General features: G+C 44.2%; 14 protein-coding genes. 13 read left to right on the top strand and 1 reads right to left on the bottom strand.

Translation table 11 applies throughout. The annotated features are described in order from the left end of the window. The first annotated feature begins 7 nt into the window (after window positions 1–7). From NSQ22_RS10010 to NSQ22_RS09965, 10 genes are all read left to right on the top strand, one after another. Window positions 8–2062, top strand: coding sequence for an alpha-glucuronidase family glycosyl hydrolase (locus tag NSQ22_RS10010; protein WP_087960056.1), 2055 nt, complete (start codon window positions 8–10; stop codon window positions 2060–2062). Window positions 2063–2078: 16 nt separating this feature from the next. Then, entirely contained in the window at window positions 2079–3599 is a 1521-nt protein-coding gene (locus NSQ22_RS10005; RefSeq protein ID WP_087960055.1) for a xylan 1,4-beta-xylosidase, read from the top strand. 32 nt (window positions 3600–3631) lie between these two features. Beyond that, window positions 3632–4585 carry a sugar kinase gene (locus NSQ22_RS10000; protein WP_087960054.1) on the top strand — a complete coding sequence of 318 codons (954 nt, stop codon included), beginning with the start codon at window positions 3632–3634 and terminating at the stop codon, window positions 4583–4585. 17 nt (window positions 4586–4602) lie between these two features. Continuing rightward, window positions 4603–5253 carry a bifunctional 4-hydroxy-2-oxoglutarate aldolase/2-dehydro-3-deoxy-phosphogluconate aldolase gene (locus NSQ22_RS09995; RefSeq protein WP_087960053.1) on the top strand — a complete coding sequence of 217 codons (651 nt, stop codon included), beginning with the start codon at window positions 4603–4605 and terminating at the stop codon, window positions 5251–5253. A gap of 117 nt (window positions 5254–5370) precedes the next feature. Then, on the top strand, window positions 5371–6069 hold the full coding sequence (locus NSQ22_RS09990) for a GntR family transcriptional regulator (protein ID WP_008880073.1): 699 nt from the start codon (window positions 5371–5373) through the stop codon (window positions 6067–6069). Window positions 6070–6110: 41 nt separating this feature from the next. Next, window positions 6111–7514, top strand: a complete 1404-nt coding sequence (gene uxaC, locus NSQ22_RS09985) for a glucuronate isomerase (protein WP_081157502.1) — start codon at window positions 6111–6113, stop codon at window positions 7512–7514. A 20-nt stretch (window positions 7515–7534) separates the two neighbouring features. After that, complete coding sequence (uxuA, locus tag NSQ22_RS09980; protein WP_081157503.1) at window positions 7535–8650, top strand: mannonate dehydratase; 1116 nt, start codon at window positions 7535–7537, stop codon at window positions 8648–8650. Beyond that, window positions 8626–9471, top strand: a complete 846-nt coding sequence (locus tag NSQ22_RS09975; RefSeq protein ID WP_011887510.1) for an SDR family oxidoreductase — start codon at window positions 8626–8628, stop codon at window positions 9469–9471. The genes uxuA and NSQ22_RS09975 overlap by 25 nt, the downstream gene beginning before the upstream one ends. Window positions 9472–9550: 79 nt before the next feature. Beyond that, window positions 9551–10192 carry a YesL family protein gene (locus tag NSQ22_RS09970; protein WP_008880077.1) on the top strand — a complete coding sequence of 214 codons (642 nt, stop codon included), beginning with the start codon at window positions 9551–9553 and terminating at the stop codon, window positions 10190–10192. 284 nt (window positions 10193–10476) lie between these two features. After that, window positions 10477–12045 (top strand): IS1182 family transposase, encoded by a 1569-nt coding sequence (locus NSQ22_RS09965; RefSeq protein ID WP_339263380.1) that lies wholly within the window; start codon window positions 10477–10479, stop codon window positions 12043–12045. Between the two features lie 126 nt (window positions 12046–12171). Here the strand turns inward: NSQ22_RS09965 and NSQ22_RS09960 are convergent, their stop codons facing one another. Continuing rightward, window positions 12172–13395, bottom strand: coding sequence for an endo-1,4-beta-xylanase (locus tag NSQ22_RS09960; protein WP_339263378.1), 1224 nt, complete (start codon window positions 13393–13395; stop codon window positions 12172–12174). Between the two features lie 516 nt (window positions 13396–13911). Here NSQ22_RS09960 and NSQ22_RS09955 point away from each other — a divergent pair. The 3 genes from NSQ22_RS09955 (at window position 13912) to NSQ22_RS09945 (ending at window position 17444) form a co-directional block, all read left to right on the top strand. Then, entirely contained in the window at window positions 13912–14706 is a 795-nt protein-coding gene (locus NSQ22_RS09955) for a Nif3-like dinuclear metal center hexameric protein (RefSeq protein WP_081157668.1), read from the top strand. A 22-nt stretch (window positions 14707–14728) separates the two neighbouring features. Continuing rightward, the gene (locus tag NSQ22_RS09950) at window positions 14729–15391 is read left to right on the top strand and encodes an SGNH/GDSL hydrolase family protein (RefSeq protein WP_008880080.1); all 663 of its coding nucleotides are present in this window, start codon (window positions 14729–14731) and stop codon (window positions 15389–15391) included. 445 nt (window positions 15392–15836) lie between these two features. Further along, on the top strand, window positions 15837–17444 hold the full coding sequence (locus NSQ22_RS09945; protein ID WP_008880081.1) for a glycoside hydrolase family 43 protein: 1608 nt from the start codon (window positions 15837–15839) through the stop codon (window positions 17442–17444). The last annotated feature ends 98 nt before the right edge of the window (window positions 17445–17542 follow it).

Genomic DNA, 17542 nt, shown 5'->3' with positions numbered 1-17542 from the left:
AGTGAACATGCCAACGGAATACGAACCTTGCTGGCTAAGATATGTGCAAAATGATAAGTATAAAGATAATCAATTGGTGTTTACAACGATCGTAGCAAAAGGAGAGTCTCCGATCTTCGGCGCTGCGGTGGAAGAGTTAAGAATTGGTATTACATCGATGCTAGGCCTCGAGCCGCAGGTGGTGCCAGAGATGAAACAAACAAGCTTCATTTGGCTTGGAACACTTGACGATGAGGAGCTAAAACAGCAATCGCTCGACAGGGAGAGGGCAGCACTTATTCATCCAGAAGGGTATGTCATCCGATCAGATGTCCACGATGGACAATCACGTATCTACATTGCTGGGAAGACAGACAAAGGTGTGTTGTATGCGGTGTTTCATTTCCTCCGTCTGTTGCAAATGAAAAAGAATGTACACAATTTGTCGATCGTTGAGCAACCAAAAAATAAATTGCGAATGATCAATCATTGGGACAACATGGATGGCAGCATAGAACGCGGGTATGCGGGACAGTCGGTTTTCTTTGCTGATGGTCAGTTTGTGAAACAAAAACAGCGGATCAAAGATTATGCCCGGTTGCTTGCCTCAGTTGGTATTAACGCCATTTCGATCAATAATGTGAACGTTCACCAACTAGAGACAAAATTAATTGCGGAAGAGTGGCTGCCAGAAGTGGCGAAAGTGGCTGATATTTTTCGGGTGTATGGCATCAAACTGTTTTTGAGCATTAACTATGCCAGCCCTATAGAGATCGGAGGGCTTTCGACCGCGGATCCTCTTGATCCAAATGTACAGCAGTGGTGGAAGAAGACCGTTGCACGCATTTACCGCTATATCCCTGATTTTGGAGGTTTTGTAGTCAAGGCAGATTCTGAGTTTCGACCTGGCCCGTTTACATATGGACGTAACCATGCCGAGGGAGCAAACATGCTGGCAGAAGCATTGGCACCGTTTGGTGGTATTGTCATGTGGAGATGTTTTGTTTATAACTGCCAGCAAGATTGGCGTGACCGGACAACTGACCGGGCGAAAGCGGCATATGATCACTTTCAGCCGTTAGATGGACAGTTTCATGAGAATGTCATCTTGCAAATTAAAAACGGTCCAATGGATTTTCAAGTAAGGGAGCCAGTTTCTCCGTTATTCGGAGCCATGCCGAAAACGAATCAAATTCTAGAAGTGCAAATCACTCAAGAATATACCGGTCAACAAAAGCATTTATGCTACCTCGTTCCACAATGGAAAGAGGTACTGGAATTTGATACGTATGCTAAAGGAAAAGGTTCAGAAGTGAAGAAGGTGATTGGCGGCTCGCTATTTGGTTATCGATATAGTGGGATGGTCGGGGTGTCAAATATTGGTGATGATCCGAACTGGACCGGGCATACATTGGCGCAAGCCAACTTATACGGGTTTGGGCGACTTGCTTGGAATCCAGATTTGTCGACCGAAGAGATTACGAGTGAATGGATTGTGCAAACGTTTGGAGATGATCCGCAAGTGGTCGAACAGATCAGCCAGATGTTGCTAGATTCGTGGCGAATTTACGAAAGCTATACCGCTCCGCTCGGTGTTGGTTGGATGGTGAATCCGGGACATCATTATGGACCGAATGTGGATGGATATGAATACTCACACTGGGGAACGTACCACTATGCTGACCGTGATGGAATCGGAGTAGACCGGACGGTTGCGACGGGGACAGGGTATACAGCGCAATACTTTCCAGAGAATGCAGCTATGTATGAATCGTTAGATACGTGTCCTGATGAGTTGCTCTTATTTTTCCATCATGTTCCATATACTCATCGGTTAAAATCAGGCGAAACAGTGATCCAACATATTTATAACACCCACTTTGATGGGGTGGAACAAGCAAGGCGGTTAAAGGAGCGGTGGGAACAGCTAAAAGGAAAAATTGATGAAAAACGGTACACTGATGTGTTAAATCGACTCATTCTTCAAATTGAGCATGCCAAAGAATGGAGAGATGTCATCAACACATACTTTTACCGTAAGTCGGGGATTGCTGACCAATATGGGCGGAAAATTTATCGATGAATAGGAGGGGGAGCGGATGAAGGTCGTGAAAGTGCCAAATAGCGGGCAAATGCGATTTAAAAAGAACTGGAAGTTTTGTGTTGGTACTGGGCGACTGGGTCTTGCCTTGCAAAAGGAATATCTTGATCACTTAAAGCTCGTGCAAGAGAAAATCGGATTTCAATACATCCGCGGCCATGGTTTGCTCTCCGATGATGTCGGAATTTATCGGGAAGTCGAAATCAACGGGGAAATCCGGCCGTTTTACAACTTTACGTACATCGATCGAATTTTTGACTCGTATTTAGCTTTGAATATCCGGCCGTTTATTGAACTTGGATTTATGCCAAACGCGCTTGCATCGGGAGATCAAACCGTTTTTTATTGGAAAGGTAACGTTACGCCTCCAAACGATTATAACAAGTGGCGTGACCTCATTGTAGCGGTCGTTTCTCATTTCGTGGAGCGATATGGAGTTGAGGAAGTGCGAACGTGGCCGTTTGAAGTATGGAATGAACCGAATTTAGTAAACTTTTGGAAAGACGCTGATAAGGAAGAGTATTTCAAGCTGTATGAAATAACAGCAAGAGCGGTAAAAAGTGTAGATCCATATCTGCAAGTAGGGGGACCAGCCATTTGCGGAGGAAGTGATGAATGGATTACGGACTTTCTCCATTTCTGTGCCGAACGGGAGGTTCCTGTTGATTTTGTCAGCCGTCATGCTTATACATCGAAGGCACCGCATAAAAAAACGTTTGAGTATTACTATCAAGAGCTCGAACCGCCTGAGGATATGTTGGAGCAGTTCAAAACGGTTCGCGCGCTAATCCGTCAGTCGCCTTTCCCGCATTTGCCATTGCATATTACGGAATATAATACATCTTACAGTCCGATCAACCCGATTCATGACACAGCGCTCAATGCCGCGTACATCGCCCGTATTTTGAGCGAGGGGGGAGAGTACGTTGACTCGTTTTCGTATTGGACGTTCAGTGATGTATTTGAGGAGATGGACGTTCCGAAAGCATTGTTCCACGGTGGATTCGGTTTAGTAGCGCTTCATTCGATTCCAAAACCGACGTTTCACACGTTTATGTTCTTTAATGCGCTAGGCGATGAAGTGTTGTACCGGGATGCAGAGATGATTGTGACAAGGCGAAAAGATGGATCGATTGCCGCGGTGATTTGGAATTTAGTAATGGAAAAAGGAGGAGGATTTACAAAAGAAGTGCAACTCGTCGTCCCAGTTCCGTTTTCTTCAATCGCATTTATCAAACGGCAAACGGTTAATGAACAGTACGGGAACCCGTGGAGGGTCTGGAAGCAGATGGGGCGGCCTCGCTTTCCGAATCGACAAGCAGTGGAAACGCTTCGACAAGTAGCGCAGCCTCATGTGATGACAGAGCAGAGAAAGGCAACAGACGGCATGATTCACTTATCTATTATTCTAACAAAAAATGAAGTGACGTTAATCGAGATTGAGCAGGTTCGGGATGAAACAAGCACCTATATCGGCTTAGATGATAGTGAAATGACATCGTATTCTTCATCTGAATGATATACAACAAATCGTTGCAGCGGAGGGATGAGATGGACGTCGTCACGATTGGGGAATCGATGGCCGTATTGACACCGACAAGCGGTGGATTCATGAGGCAGGCGATCACCTTTACAAGACAAATCGGTGGTGCGGAATCGAATGTGGCTGTCGGCCTTGCCCGCTTAGGCCATCGAGTCGGTTGGATTAGCAAAGTGGGAGACGATGAGTTCGGGAAAGCGATTTTGTCTTTTCTGCAAGGTGAAGGCGTGGATATCAGCCAGGTGAAAGCCGATCTGGAAGCGCCAACCGGTATTTACTTTAAGGAAAAAAGACGTCCAGGCGATACTAGGGTGTATTACTATCGCCGGGGATCGGCGGCAAGCCGGTTGACGCCTAATGATTTGGATGAGGAATATATCGCTAAGGCGAAGTATTTGCATATTACCGGGATTACTCCAGCGCTAAGCAGGAGCTGCCAAGAAACGATTTTTGCGGCAATTGCCATGGCTCGCCGTCACGGAGTGAAAATTGTCTTTGATCCGAATTTGCGCTTGAAGCTGTGGCGCGAAGCAAATGAAGCGAGGGAGATGCTTCTTCGTATTGCTGTTCAAGCAGATATCGTTCTCCCTGGGGTTAGTGAAGCTGCGTTTTTGTTCGGTGATCGATCGATTGAAGAGTGGGGGAAACGGTTGCTCGATGCTGGCGCATCGCTTGTTGTCATTAAACTTGGTGCAAGCGGAGCACATTATTTTACAAGCGGTGCAAATGAATATGTTCCTGGATTTCCTGTTGAGCAGATTATTGATCCGGTCGGTGCTGGTGACGGATTTGCAGCTGGATTGTTATCTGGATTGCTTGATGGACTCAGTCTGACCGAGGCTGTCCGACGGGGGAATGCAGTCGGGGCGCTAGTAACGATGGTTGAAGGCGATGTGGACGGGATGCCGGAGAGGGATGAAGTAAAGCGGCTCATTGACCGCCAAGGGGAAGATGTCACCCGGTAAGAAGGAGGAAGATCTTTATGGATGTATTGACAACGATCAAAAAAATTGGCATCGTGCCTGTTGTCCGTGGCGCGACAGTGGACAATATTCTCCCGATTGCCTCTGCCCTGCGTCAGGGAGGGATTCCAATCATTGAAATTACGATGGAAACCACTGAAGCCCTAGCAGCACTGGAAAAGGCTACAAATGAATTAAACGATATGCTTATCGGAGCTGGGACGGTGCTTGATTCCGAGACAGCGCAGCAAGCTATTTTTGCGGGAGCACGATTTATCGTTTCACCGTCACTCTCTGTCGATGTGATTAAGGTAACAAAACAGCATCAAGCTATAAGTATTGCCGGTGGACTGACGCCGACAGAAATCGTCACTGCGTTTCAACATGGGGCTGATATGGTGAAGATATTTCCGGCTCATGTCTTTGGGCCAAAGTATATTCAAAGTTTAAAAGATCCGCTCCCTCATATTCCTCTAATGGTAACAGGAGGGATAAACCGAGAAACGGTCGGAGAGTATATAAAAGCAGGGGCAGATGTGGCTGGTATTGGAGGCTCGTTAGTGAATGTCAAACACGGGTGGGCGGCCGATGAATTAGAAGCCATTACCCAACGGGCTACCGAACTTGTTTCAATCATACAAAAGGAACGGAAAGAGGAAATGCATGCGTAGACCGTAGAGAAATTTGACAGGAAATATTCCTTTTATTACATTTGTAAAAAAGAAACAGTATATAACGAACGAAGCTTGTTTCTACCATACTAGTATATAAAAAAGGAGAATCAAAAGGTGATTTTTTCTGCTCAACAAAGCCAACAAATTAAAAATTCTGTCAGAGGTTCGGCACGTGACCAGTTGTATGACATGTTGAAGGAAAAGATTTTACGGCTTGAGCTGGAACCGGGAACGAAAATTTCAGAAAAAGAAATTGCCGAACAGCTCCATATTAGCCGTACTCCAGTGCGGGAAGCGTTCTTAAAACTGGCGCAAGATGAGTTGCTTGATATTATTCCTCAAAGTGGAACGATTGTTTCACGTATTAATTTGGAATATGTGGAAGAAGGACGATTGATTCGTGAGGTCGTTGAAAAGGAAGTAGCTGCTTTAGCGTGCGTAAAGTTTCGCGAGGATCATTTATTTCAGTTGGAAAAAAATATTACGATGCAAGAGTTATGTGTCGAAAGAGGGAACTTCCTTGAACTTTTTGAGCTGGATGAAGCGTTTCATCAGCTTATTTATGACGGATGCCGTATGTCTCGTTCATGGAAAATGATTCAAAATTTAAACATTCATTTTAATCGTTTGCGTGTGCTCCGACTCTCTTCAAATTTAGATTGGGATATTATTATTTCTCATCATAAGCAAATTTGCCAATTGATTGCGAATAAGGAAGCAGATAAGGTGCGTCAAGTGATGGAGGAACATTTGCGGCTTGTTGAGATTGAAAAAGATATGTTGAAAAGGCAATATCCGCATTACTTTGTTTAAGTGGCTAAAAATCCCATTGACGTGAAGGGAGAGGAGAAACGATGCAGCCGTTCATTGATGATCGTTTTTTGCTGCAAAATAAACATGCCGAAGTGTTGTACCACGACTATGCCAAATCGTTGCCGATTATTGATTACCATTGCCATTTAAGTGCGAAAGAGATTGCCGAGGACCGACGGTTTCATGATATGACAGAGCTTTGGCTCGAAGGAGATCACTACAAATGGCGGGCGATGCGGGCGTTGGGGATAGAAGAAAAATATATTACAGGAAGCGCTTCTCCTGAGGAAAAGTTTCAAGCATGGGCGAAAACGGTGCCGTATTGCATTGGGAATCCACTTTATCACTGGACGCATTTAGAGTTGAAGCGCTATTTCCAAGTCGGTGTCCTCTTAAATGAGCAGACGTGGAAGGAAGTATGGGATCATTGCAACGAGTTGCTCCAACAAGAAGGATATTCAGCCCGTTCTTTCATGATTCAATCAAACGTGGAGTGGATCGGGACGACGGATGATCCGCTCGATGACCTAATGGATCATAAAAAAATCGCCCAAGACTCGTCATTTTCGATCAAGGTTGTGCCATCGTTTCGGCCTGATGCCGTTATCGAAATCAATCGGCCGTCTTTCTTGGATTACGTAAGTAAACTAGGGGAAGTGGCTGACCTATCGGTCGACGATTATGGCCAACTATTGCAAGCGCTCGAAAATCGAGTTCGTTATTTTCATGAGGCAGGATGCCGGATGGCCGATCACGGTCTTGAATCGATGCCGTACGCTGAATGCACCTTGGATGAGGCGAGGGTCATTTTTCAAAAAAGAAAAGAAGGATTTGCCCTTAGCCGAGAGGAGGAAGAAAAATATCAAACTTTCACTTTATGTTTCTTAGCCCGTTTATACTATTCTCTTGGTTGGGTGATGCAGCTGCACATTGGTTCGATTCGAAATACCAATCAAAAGATGTTCCAACAGCTTGGGCCGAATACTGGGTATGATTCGATTAACGACTTTTTCTTTGCCCAGCCGTTAAACGCTTTTCTCAATCGATTGGAACGTGACGGTCAGTTGCCAAAAACGATTGTGTATACATTAAACCCTGCTTATAACTATATTGTTGCATCAACGATCGGCAACTTTCCATCAGAAGGGGTAAAAGGGAAAGTCCAATTTGGGGCAGCCTGGTGGTTTAACGACCATCAGGATGGCATAATACGCCATCTCAATGATCTGGCCAATGTGGGAGTATTCAGCACATTTGTTGGCATGTTAACCGATTCGAGAAGCTTCTTATCTTATGTGCGTCATGAATACTTTCGCAGAATCGTATGCAATTTAATCGGCTCGTGGATTGAAAAAGGAGAGGCACCGCAAGATTATGCCTTTTTAGGGAAAATTGTCCAAGATATATGTTATTTCAATGCGAAACAGTATTTTGATTTATCGTGAACGGGGGAGGTGAGACCACAATGAAAATGACATTTCGCTGGTTTGGTAAGGATTATGATACGGTTTCATTGGCTCATATCCGTCAAATTCCAGGAGTAGAAGGAATTGTAGGAGCTTTGTATCACATTCCGGTCGGGGAAGTATGGCCACTAGAAGACATATTGGAATTAAAGCGGCAAGTGAATAAGAACGGATTTCACCTCGAGGTGATCGAGAGTGTCAACGTTCATGAAGATATTAAACTTGGCCTGCCTTCGCGGGAACGGTATATCGAAAACTATAAACAAACGATTCGCAACTTGTCGAAAGCCGGAGTGAAAGTGATCTGTTATAATTTTATGCCGATTTTCGACTGGACTCGTTCTGATTTGGCGAAAAGACGGCCTGACGGTTCAACAGTGCTTGCTTATGAGAAGCAAAAAGTTGAACAAATTGACCCCGAGGAAATGATCCGCCGCATTGAAAACGGAGCGAATGGTTTTTTGCTTCCGGGATGGGAGCCGGAACGATTGAAAACGATTAAACCGCTTTTCGCTCTATATAAAGGAGTAACGGAGGATGATTTGCTTGACCATTTGCGTTACTTTTTGGAGCAAATCGTTCCGGTCGCGGAGGAATGTGGCATCCAAATGGCGATTCACCCTGACGATCCACCGTGGTCAGTGTTTGGACTGCCGCGGATTGTAACAAATAAAGAAAACTTGAAGAAAATTATCAATATGGTCAATAGCCCAGCGAACGGACTGACGCTATGCTCTGGCTCACTCGGTGCGAATCCGGACAACGATATTCCAGACATCTTTCGTTATTTTTTGCGTATGGGGAGAGTGCCGTTTGTCCATGTACGCAATATTGAAATTCATACGAATGGCGATTTTGAGGAAACATCCCATCGCAGCTGTGATGGTTCATTGAATATATGTGAAATCGTAAAAGTGTTACACGAATCGGATTTTCAAGGATACATTCGCCCAGACCACGGCCGGATGATTTGGGGGGAACAAGCTCGCCCGGGCTATGGACTGTATGATCGGGCGCTTGGCATTATGTACTTGTTAGGTATTTGGGATAGTTTGGAAAATGAGAAAAGAAAACGGGAAGGAGACAAAACATGCTCCCAATCCATCCAAGTTTAAAAGGAAAAGTAGCGGTCGTCACAGGTGGAGGTGGGGTGCTATGCAGCTGCATGGCAAAAGAGCTTGCCCGCCAAGGGATGAAAGTAGTGATTTTAAATCGTACATTGGAGAAAGCGGAAAAAGTCAAGAATGAGATTGTTGAACAAGGGGGAGAGGCGTTAGCCATTCAATGTGATGTACTTGATGCCGGTCGTGTCAGGCAGGCTGCGGAGACAGTGGCAGAAGTATACGGACCTTGCGATGTTTTGATTAACGGAGCGGGTGGCAACCATCCACAAGGGATAACGACAAAGGAAATATTGGAGCCACACGATCTTGAAAATCGAGAGATGACAACGTTTTTTGACTTAACGGCAAAAGGGTTTTCTTATGTTTTTGACTTAAATATTCTTGGGACCATCATTCCGACGCAACAATTTCTGAAACAGATGATCGGTAGGGGAGGGACTATCATCAATATTTCCTCGATGAGCGCCCCAAGGCCGATGACGAAAGTGCCGGCATACAGCGCAGCTAAAGCGGGGATCGAAAACTTCACGAAATGGCTGGCTGTACACGTGGCCGAAGTTGGAGTTCGTGTCAATGCGATCGCGCCAGGTTTCTTTTTAACGAAGCAGAACGAACATCTTCTCAAACGCTCAGATGGATCGTATACAGAACGAACAGAGAAAATTTTATCCCATACACCGATGAAGCGGTTAGGCAAACCGGAAGATTTATTGGGGACACTTCTTTGGCTGGTAGATTCTCAGACAAGCGGGTTTGTCACTGGGGCGGTTGTTCCTGTTGACGGCGGCTTTTTGGCTTATGCCGGAGTTTGAAGGGAGAATAAACAAAGTCTCCCTTCTTTTTTTGTCTTATGATATACTAATTTTAAAAGAAATCAAAGGTGGATGAGTTATGCGTACCGGTTTGGTGGATGGGAAGCTCTATCGGATCTGCGAATGGATTACAAGGCTCGCATACGTTAATTTGTTATGGATTTTTTTTACTATCATCGGGCTGGTGATCTTCGGGATCGCTCCAGCGACAGTGGCGCTGTTTACAATTATAAGGAAATGGATATTTTTTCATGATACAGAGATTCCAGTGCTGAAAACGTTTGCCCGTACATATAAGTGTGAATTTTGGAGAGCGAATCGGATTGGGCTGTTGCTTATGGCGATAGCGTATATTTTCTATATTGATATCATCTATCTCGCTCATGTTCCGCCAGAATGGAAACTTCCGTTTTCTGTCGCTTTGCTCATTATTTTTCTCTTTTATATGGTGATGTTGCTGTATGTGTTTCCTATTTATGTGCATTACGAATTGCGTTTTTGGCAATATATGAAGTATGCTTTTATGATTGGAATGGCCAATCCGCTTATGACACTTATCATGTTGGCTAGTGTGGGAATACTGTTTCTCATCTTGATGTATATCCCGGGTTTAATTCCATTTTTCAGTATCAGTTTGGCGGCATTGGTTGTTATGGGAAGCGCATTGCGTGTGTTTCGAAAAATGGAAGAAAAACAGGCGATATGGCAACAAGGAAAATAACATCATCTTCCGGTGAAATACAGGTATACCATTATGAAGAGGTTTGACGCATATATTGAAAAATGGACTGAGCCAAAGGAGCGTCTTTTTCGAGGAAGAATATAGGATATTGTTTTGTTGGAATTGTTCATCACGTATATATAGTCATAAAGAAGAGGATGTCCCAAAAGTGTTCGCATAGCGTTCGCTTTTGGGACACTTTTTTGGATAAAAAAGAAGAAAACCGTTCCTCTTTTGGTATAATAGAGTCACCACAACCCTACCAAAGAAAGGACGGTTTTCTTATGTACATTTATTATAACCGAGATCAACTCATTTTGCCAATGGATCTTGAAATTTTCATTCCCAAACATCATCTTTGCCGGATCGTGGATCTGGCAGTGGAAAAAATGGATCCGGCTCTGTTCGTTTCCCTCTATCCTGGCGGAGGGCGTCCAGCCTATCATCCGAAAATGATGTTGAAAGTCATCCTGTATGCCTACGCCAATCGGATCTACTCCTCTCGCCAAATCGCCAAGCAGTTGAAAGAAAACATTTACTTTATGTGGCTATCCGGCCATCAAACACCGGATTTTCGCACGATCAACCGATTTCGGTCGGAACGGATGAAGGACATCATTTACGAAACGTTTTTCTCCATTGTCGATCTTCTGCGTCAAGAAGGGCTGGTCAAGTTAGAGGATTATTTTCTGGATGGAACGAAAATCGAAGCCAATGCCAACCGATATACATTCGTTTGGCGCAAATCAACGGAAAAGTACGATCAGAAACTGGAGGAGAAATTCCGGAAAATCGTTGCCTCGATCGAACAGGTGACGAAAGAAGATGAAGAGGCGGAACAAGAGGGGGATTTTCAAGAAAAGCTGGAAGCTTCACCGATCACGTCCGAAAGGATCGAAGCCGTCATCGAACAAGTGGAAGAGCGCCTAAAGAAAGAGCCGAAGAATCGTACGTTAAAGAAAGCCAAACGGCAATTGGAACAAGATCTTCTCCCCCGTAAGAAAAAATATGAAGAATACAAAGAAAGATTAGGCGAACGGAACAGTTTTTCGAAAACGGATCCGGATGCCACGTTTATGCGGATGAAGGACGACCATATGAAAAACGGCCAGCTCAAACCGGGGTACAATGTGCAGATTGGGACAGAGAACCAATTCATCACTGGATTTAGCGTGCATCAACGGGCAGGGGATGCCGGATGTTTCATTCCGCATTTGGAGCAATTGGCCGCCTATGGGCGTCCAATGCCTAAACAAGCCATTGCGGATTCCGCCTATGGGAGTGAGGAGAACTACACGTACTGTGAGAAAAAGGAGATAGTCGCCCTGATCAAGTACAACACGTTGGATCGGGAACAAACGAAAGCGTGGGCGAAGGAGATCGGCCGAATCGAGAACATGACGTATGATGAGGAGCTGGATGAGTGGATTTGCGTCAAAGGGGAACGGTTGGTGTTTGTGTATGAACGGAAGGAAACGACCGACAACGGGTACGTTACCGTCAAACGGACGTATCGTTGTACGGCTTGTGCCGGATGCCCGTTTCAGACGGCATGCGCCAAAGGCAAAGACACGAAAACCATCCGCGTTTCCTTGAAAAATCAACAACAACGGCAGGAGATCCGTAAACGGCTGTCCACGGAAGAAGGGGCGGCGACGTACCGAAAACGACAAATCGAAAACGAGCCGGTGTTTGGGCAAATCAAGCACAACCAGCAATTTCAGCGCTTTTTGTTAAGAGGGCTCCCAAAAATTACCTTGGAATGGGGGCTTATTTGTGCTGCTCACAATTTGAGAAAGTGGGCGGCCACAACCGATCCAACAAAGAAAAAACAGGATAAAATTCAGAAATAAGGAGAAATTCCTGCTTCAAAAAAGGAATAAATAACCAAATAGTAAAGAAAAGAAACAGAGGCTGTCCCCAAAAGGTCGGTTTAACGACCTTTTGAGACAGCCTCTTCTTTCAATTTGTGATAAGCCTCACTTATGATCGATAATAGCCCAATACGCAGGTTTTACGTTGTATTCGGGGTCGAACACAAATGGCGCATCTTTTCCATTCCCTTTTTCCACTCTCGTATATGGGGCTTTCGGGTCTACAATCACATTCCCATCAGCATCATAGTAAACATCCGCTCGACTGTCGAGCCACGTATGGTTGTCGGCGATGCCCCAGAAGGTGACGTTACTGATTTTATCGCTGAGTTTTTCATACAGCTTAAACAATCGATCATAGCGATCCGCTTGGTCCAAAAACTTTTGCTCCGGAATGGCGTCATACGACAGGTAAGCCCGCGGCGGCCAGCCGTACATGCTCACATCCAGCTCAGTAATTTGGTTGTCTAACCCTAGATCGGCAAACATGATAATCGTTTTTTCGATTTCCTCTTCAGAAGGCCAGTCAATTTGGATGTGGGACTGATGGCCAATACCATCAATGGGAATGCCCTCTTCTTTTAATTGTTTCACCAAGTTATAAAGAGCGCTTCGCTTTGGTTCAACTTCCGTATTGTAATCATTAATGTAAAGTTTAATCTTGTTGCCGCCATATTTTCTCGATGTTTGGAACGCTACCTTAATATAATCGATGCCAGCGATTTGATACCATGGGGAATCGCGCAATTCTCCATCATCCCCGACTACCTCATTTACAACGTCCCAATATTTGATGTCATCTTTATACCGCTCGACAATCGTTTTAATATGGGTTTCGATCCGTTTTAATAACAGCTGTTTATTTTGTTCGCGTTTCACAGGGTCCGTTTCATTGACCATTGGTTGGCCTTCCTTGTCAAGAAAGAACCATTGAGGTACTTGGCTATGCCAAACGAGCGTGTGGAAACGGATATCCATATGGTGTTTTTTAGCAAACCGAACGATTTGATCCGCCTCAGCAAAATTGAATTTTCCTTCTTCCGGTTGAATATTAATCGGCTTCATAACGTTCTCAGCGACAATGCTGTTAAAATGGCGTTTTAGCATTTGTGCGTCTTTCTCGTTTAGTAGCTGATAAGGTTCAACAGCCGCACCAATAGTGAATGAATCTTTGTAGCGCTGGTCCAATTGTGGGGCATGCAATGCGCTGATTTGAGGCTTTTTAGCGTATGATTGTTCAGTTTTTGCCAATGCATTCGTCATCCCTAAAGGGAGCAACAGCATAAATGAGAATCCAACTATTATCGCTTTTCGCGATCTTTTCAACATGATTTTGTCTCCTCCTTGTATAGTTATGATTCATAGCCAAACAACATAAAAAACAGAAAGCGCTTATCACTCCCTTCCTTTCATTGTTCCAACCTGTAATGGGAAGGTGTCTTATCGCGAGAAGAAGATGTTTGTAGGGAGGTTGACCTGATTTTATTTTAACAACGCCATCTTGGTTTATCAATTAAATATACTAAGTTTTGTTATTTTTTTAAAATTTATAAAAATATCCTAAGAAAGGGCTTTTATTAATCTTCCTTAACTGTAAAAGTCGGAGCTAGAGGGCTTATTTATTCGATCATCAACCTTTGCAACAAAGAGGAAGAAACATAAATCATGACGTAGATTACGTTGAAAGTTGGACTCGGAGAGAAGTAGCAATTGATCTTGCCTACCATATAGTATACAAACACTTGAAAGTTTGAAAAATTCTTTATAAAATTAGTTTATATAATCAACATACTTAAACAGATGGAATCGATTGAATCTATTCAAATTTCAGAAGGGAATAGAACGATGGCTATTACTGTGCAAACTGTGATGGAACGATTAACAGCTTGCGTAGAGACCCGTTCTCCTACTGTGGATACGCTTAAATATGGTGATTCAAGCATGGAAGTAAAGGGGATTGCGGTCAGTTTCATGCCTACGTATCGTGTCATTGAACAAGCTGTTCAAGCGGGGGCAAATCTTCTCATCTCTCATGAAGGATTGTTTTATAGTCATGCTGGCGATGCTGAAACAATGAAAAATGATCCAGTGTATCAGGAAAAGGTTCGCTTGATTTGTGAGTCAGGCATTGCGATTTATCGTTTTCACGACCAATGGCACCGATATCAACCGGATGGGATTATGGTTGGTTTAGTTCGTGCTTTGGGATGGGAGTCGTATGTTTCTGAGTACCAATCAGCGGCTACGATTGTAACGATTCCTCGGATATTAGCAAGGGATATGGTGAAGTATGTGAAAGAGAGATTAAGTATTTCATTTATACGGGTTGCTGGAGATTTATCGACTATATGTACCCGCATAGGGTTGCTGGCAGGATATCGTGGCCACGGATCTTTGACGATCCCGTTGTTTGAAAAAGAGAAGCTTGATGCGATCATTTATGGGGAAGGGCCGGAATGGGAAACGCCGGAATATGTTCGAGACGCCGTGCATCAAGGAAAACGAAAGGTGTTAGTGGTGCTAGGGCATGCAGAAAGCGAAGAGCCTGGCATGAGATATTTGGCTCAAAAGTTAAGAGAAATGTTTCCCACGATTCCTGTGCATTTTATTTCAGAAAAACCACTTTTTCATTTCATGTAATTGATCAAGGAGAGGGAGAACAATGATACTTGGCAAAGGAGAAAAATTGCTGTTTATTGGCGACTCCATTACGGATTGTGGCCGGGCTAAACCAGAAGGAGAAGGGGGGATTGGAGCGCTGGGAACTGGATATGTCGCGTATGTGGACGGGCTTCTGCAGGCGGTTTATCCAGAACTGGGGATTCGAGTGGTGAATAAAGGAATTAGCGGCAATACGGTTCGAGATTTAAAAGCAAGATGGCAGGAGGATGTGATTGCTCAAAAACCGGACTGGGTATCGATCATGATTGGAATTAACGATGTTTGGCGACAGTACGATTTGCCATTCATTAAAGAAAAGCATGTATACTTAGATGAATACGAAGAAACGCTCCGTAGTCTTGTCATTGAAACAAAGCCGCTCGTTACAGGAATCATCCTTATGACCCCGTTTTATATAGAAGGGAATGAACACGATTCGATGCGCCGGACAATGGATCAGTATGGTCTCGCTGTCAAGCGAATTGCTGAAGAAACAGATAGTATATTCGTTGATACCCAAGCCGCTTTTAACAAGGTATTAAAGACACTTTATCCGGCGGCATTGGCTTGGGATCGCGTTCATCCGTCTGTTGCCGGACATATGATTCTGGCAAGAGCATTTTTGAACGCCATCGGTTTTGATTGGAACAAATCCAACGGATGAAGTAAGGACTAGTCTAAAACCAGGTTGATAAAAAAATAAAAGATGAGGTGCATATATTGATGTTTAAGGTTACTAAAATACCATTATTCATCAAAAAGAAAATCCCGTGCAATTAGAAAGGACTTGCATCGGTGGCTGAATGAATATGGGAAGATTTCATTAACAGTTAACCAGTTCAGAGCATGCATTGCGCTCATACGGTTGCCAAAATCGTTAGGAAAGGGAATACTGGATTTTTGTTTGAGAGTTTGACGGCATTGATTATTCTGTCTAACGAGTTTCCCCTCCAAGACGGGGATTGGATAGAATTTCAGACCCTGAGATTGGGATATTGTCCAATGTAGTCAAATTGTTGGCCTAACAAGTGTTGGCCGACAAAAAATAAAGTGTAAATGTATGCCATTCTTCGAAAAAGTGACATTCTATCTTTTTAGGAGGGTTAAACATGGTTAAAATTAAAAATCCCATTTTAACTGGTTTTCATCCCGATCCGTCCATTTGCCGGGCGGGAGATGACTATTACATTGCCGTTTCGACGTTTGAATGGTTCCCGGGGGTGAGAATTTACCATTCGAAAGATTTAAAGAATTGGCGTTTAGTAGCGCGTCCATTAAACCGGTTAAGTCAATTAAATATGATTGGAAACCCAGATTCTGGAGGGATTTGGGCTCCGCACCTGTCATATAGCGACGGGAAGTTTTGGCTCATTTATACGGATGTGAAAGTCGTCGAAGGCCAGTGGAAGGATGGTCATAACTATCTCGTGACGTGTGATACGATCGATGGCGAGTGGTCCGATCCCATTTATTTGAATAGCTCTGGGTTTGACCCGTCTTTATTTCATGATGAGGACGGAAGAAAATATTTAGTGAACATGTATTGGGATCATCGAGTGGGACATCATCCATTTTATGGTATTGTACTTCAAGAATACAGTGTTGAACAGAAAAAATTGATTGGTGAGCCGAAGATCATTTTCAAAGGAACGGACCTACGAATTACAGAAGGACCACATTTGTATAAAATCGACGGTTATTATTATTTACTGACGGCGGAAGGGGGGACGCGGTACAACCATGCGGCAACGATTGCCCGATCAGCGTCACTGTATGGTCCGTATGAGGTGCATCCGGAAAATCCGTTGATTACGTCTTGGCCTTATCCGCGCAACCCGCTGCAAAAGGCTGGTCATGCTTCGATTGTCCATACTCATACAGATGAATGGTTTCTTGTGCATCTAACCGGCCGGCCGCTGCCAAGAGAAGGACAGCCGCTATTGGATCACCGCGGCTATTGCCCGCTCGGACGTGAAACAGCGATTCAGCGGCTTGAATGGAAAGATGGATGGCCTTATGTAGTCGGAGGAAACGGGCCTTCGTTAGAAATCGACGGGCCGAACGTTGAGGAAGTTCCGTGGGAAAGAGATTACGATGAAAAAGATGATTTTGATGGCGATACATTAAACCACCATTTTCAAACATTACGAATTCCTTTAGGAGAAGACATCGCCACCTTAAAAGCCCGTCCGGGACATTTGCGGCTATACGGAAGAGAATCGCTGACTTCCCGATTTACACAGGCGTTTGTCGCTAGACGATGGCAGCATTTTCACTTCATAGCGGAAACGAAAGTTGCGTTTCGTCCAACGACCATCCAACAATCGGCTGGGCTAGTGAACTACTATAATACGCAAAACTGGACAACGCTGCAATTGACATGGCATGAGGAAAAAGGACGGATCCTCGAATTAATGGCATGCGACCATCTTGTGGTTGAACAGCCCTTGCGCGGCCGAGAAATTGTTGTCCCCGATGATGTCGAGTATGTGTATTTACGAGTCAACGTACAAATGACCACGTACAAATATTCGTATTCTTTCGACGGGGTGGATTGGAAGGAGATTCCTGTCACCTTTGAATCATATAAACTATCAGACGACTATATCAAAAGCAATGCTGCGTTTACCGGGGCGTTTGTGGGCATGCATTGCCGGGACGGTTCCGGGCAAAACAATTACGCGGATTTTGACTACTTTTTGTACAAAGAGTTATAGAATACTTTGTTTATATGATAGACAAACAAATATGAAAGCGTTATAATAAAAACTAGCACAAGTCATTTTCACTATTCGTGATTAAGGGGGATCTAGAC

This window comes from Geobacillus sp. FSL K6-3411 (assembly GCF_037965715.1).
Lineage (GTDB): Bacteria > Bacillota > Bacilli > Bacillales > Anoxybacillaceae > Geobacillus > Geobacillus thermodenitrificans.
The sequence above is the reverse complement of the archived record's forward strand: the minus strand, read 5'-3'. Positions and strand labels throughout refer to the sequence as shown.

Excerpts from the sequence above, each read along its gene's own strand:
- NSQ22_RS10000 (WP_087960054.1), top strand. The coding sequence starts at position 3,632 with ATGGACGTCGTCACGATTGGGGAATCGATGGCCGTATTGACACCGACA.
- NSQ22_RS09945 (WP_008880081.1), top strand. The coding sequence starts at position 15,837 with ATGGTTAAAATTAAAAATCCCATTTTAACTGGTTTTCATCCCGATCCG.
- NSQ22_RS10005 (WP_087960055.1), top strand. The coding sequence starts at position 2,079 with ATGAAGGTCGTGAAAGTGCCAAATAGCGGGCAAATGCGATTTAAAAAG.
- NSQ22_RS09965 (WP_339263380.1), top strand. The coding sequence starts at position 10,477 with ATGTACATTTATTATAACCGAGATCAACTCATTTTGCCAATGGATCTT.
- NSQ22_RS09955 (WP_081157668.1), top strand. The coding sequence starts at position 13,912 with ATGGCTATTACTGTGCAAACTGTGATGGAACGATTAACAGCTTGCGTA.
- uxuA (WP_081157503.1), top strand. The coding sequence starts at position 7,535 with ATGAAAATGACATTTCGCTGGTTTGGTAAGGATTATGATACGGTTTCA.
- NSQ22_RS09975 (WP_011887510.1), top strand. The coding sequence starts at position 8,626 with ATGCTCCCAATCCATCCAAGTTTAAAAGGAAAAGTAGCGGTCGTCACA.
- uxaC (WP_081157502.1), top strand. The coding sequence starts at position 6,111 with ATGCAGCCGTTCATTGATGATCGTTTTTTGCTGCAAAATAAACATGCC.
- NSQ22_RS09960 (WP_339263378.1), bottom strand. The coding sequence starts at position 13,395 with ATGTTGAAAAGATCGCGAAAAGCGATAATAGTTGGATTCTCATTTATG.
- NSQ22_RS09995 (WP_087960053.1), top strand. The coding sequence starts at position 4,603 with ATGGATGTATTGACAACGATCAAAAAAATTGGCATCGTGCCTGTTGTC.
- NSQ22_RS09970 (WP_008880077.1), top strand. The coding sequence starts at position 9,551 with ATGCGTACCGGTTTGGTGGATGGGAAGCTCTATCGGATCTGCGAATGG.
- NSQ22_RS09950 (WP_008880080.1), top strand. The coding sequence starts at position 14,729 with ATGATACTTGGCAAAGGAGAAAAATTGCTGTTTATTGGCGACTCCATT.
- NSQ22_RS10010 (WP_087960056.1), top strand. The coding sequence starts at position 8 with ATGCCAACGGAATACGAACCTTGCTGGCTAAGATATGTGCAAAATGAT.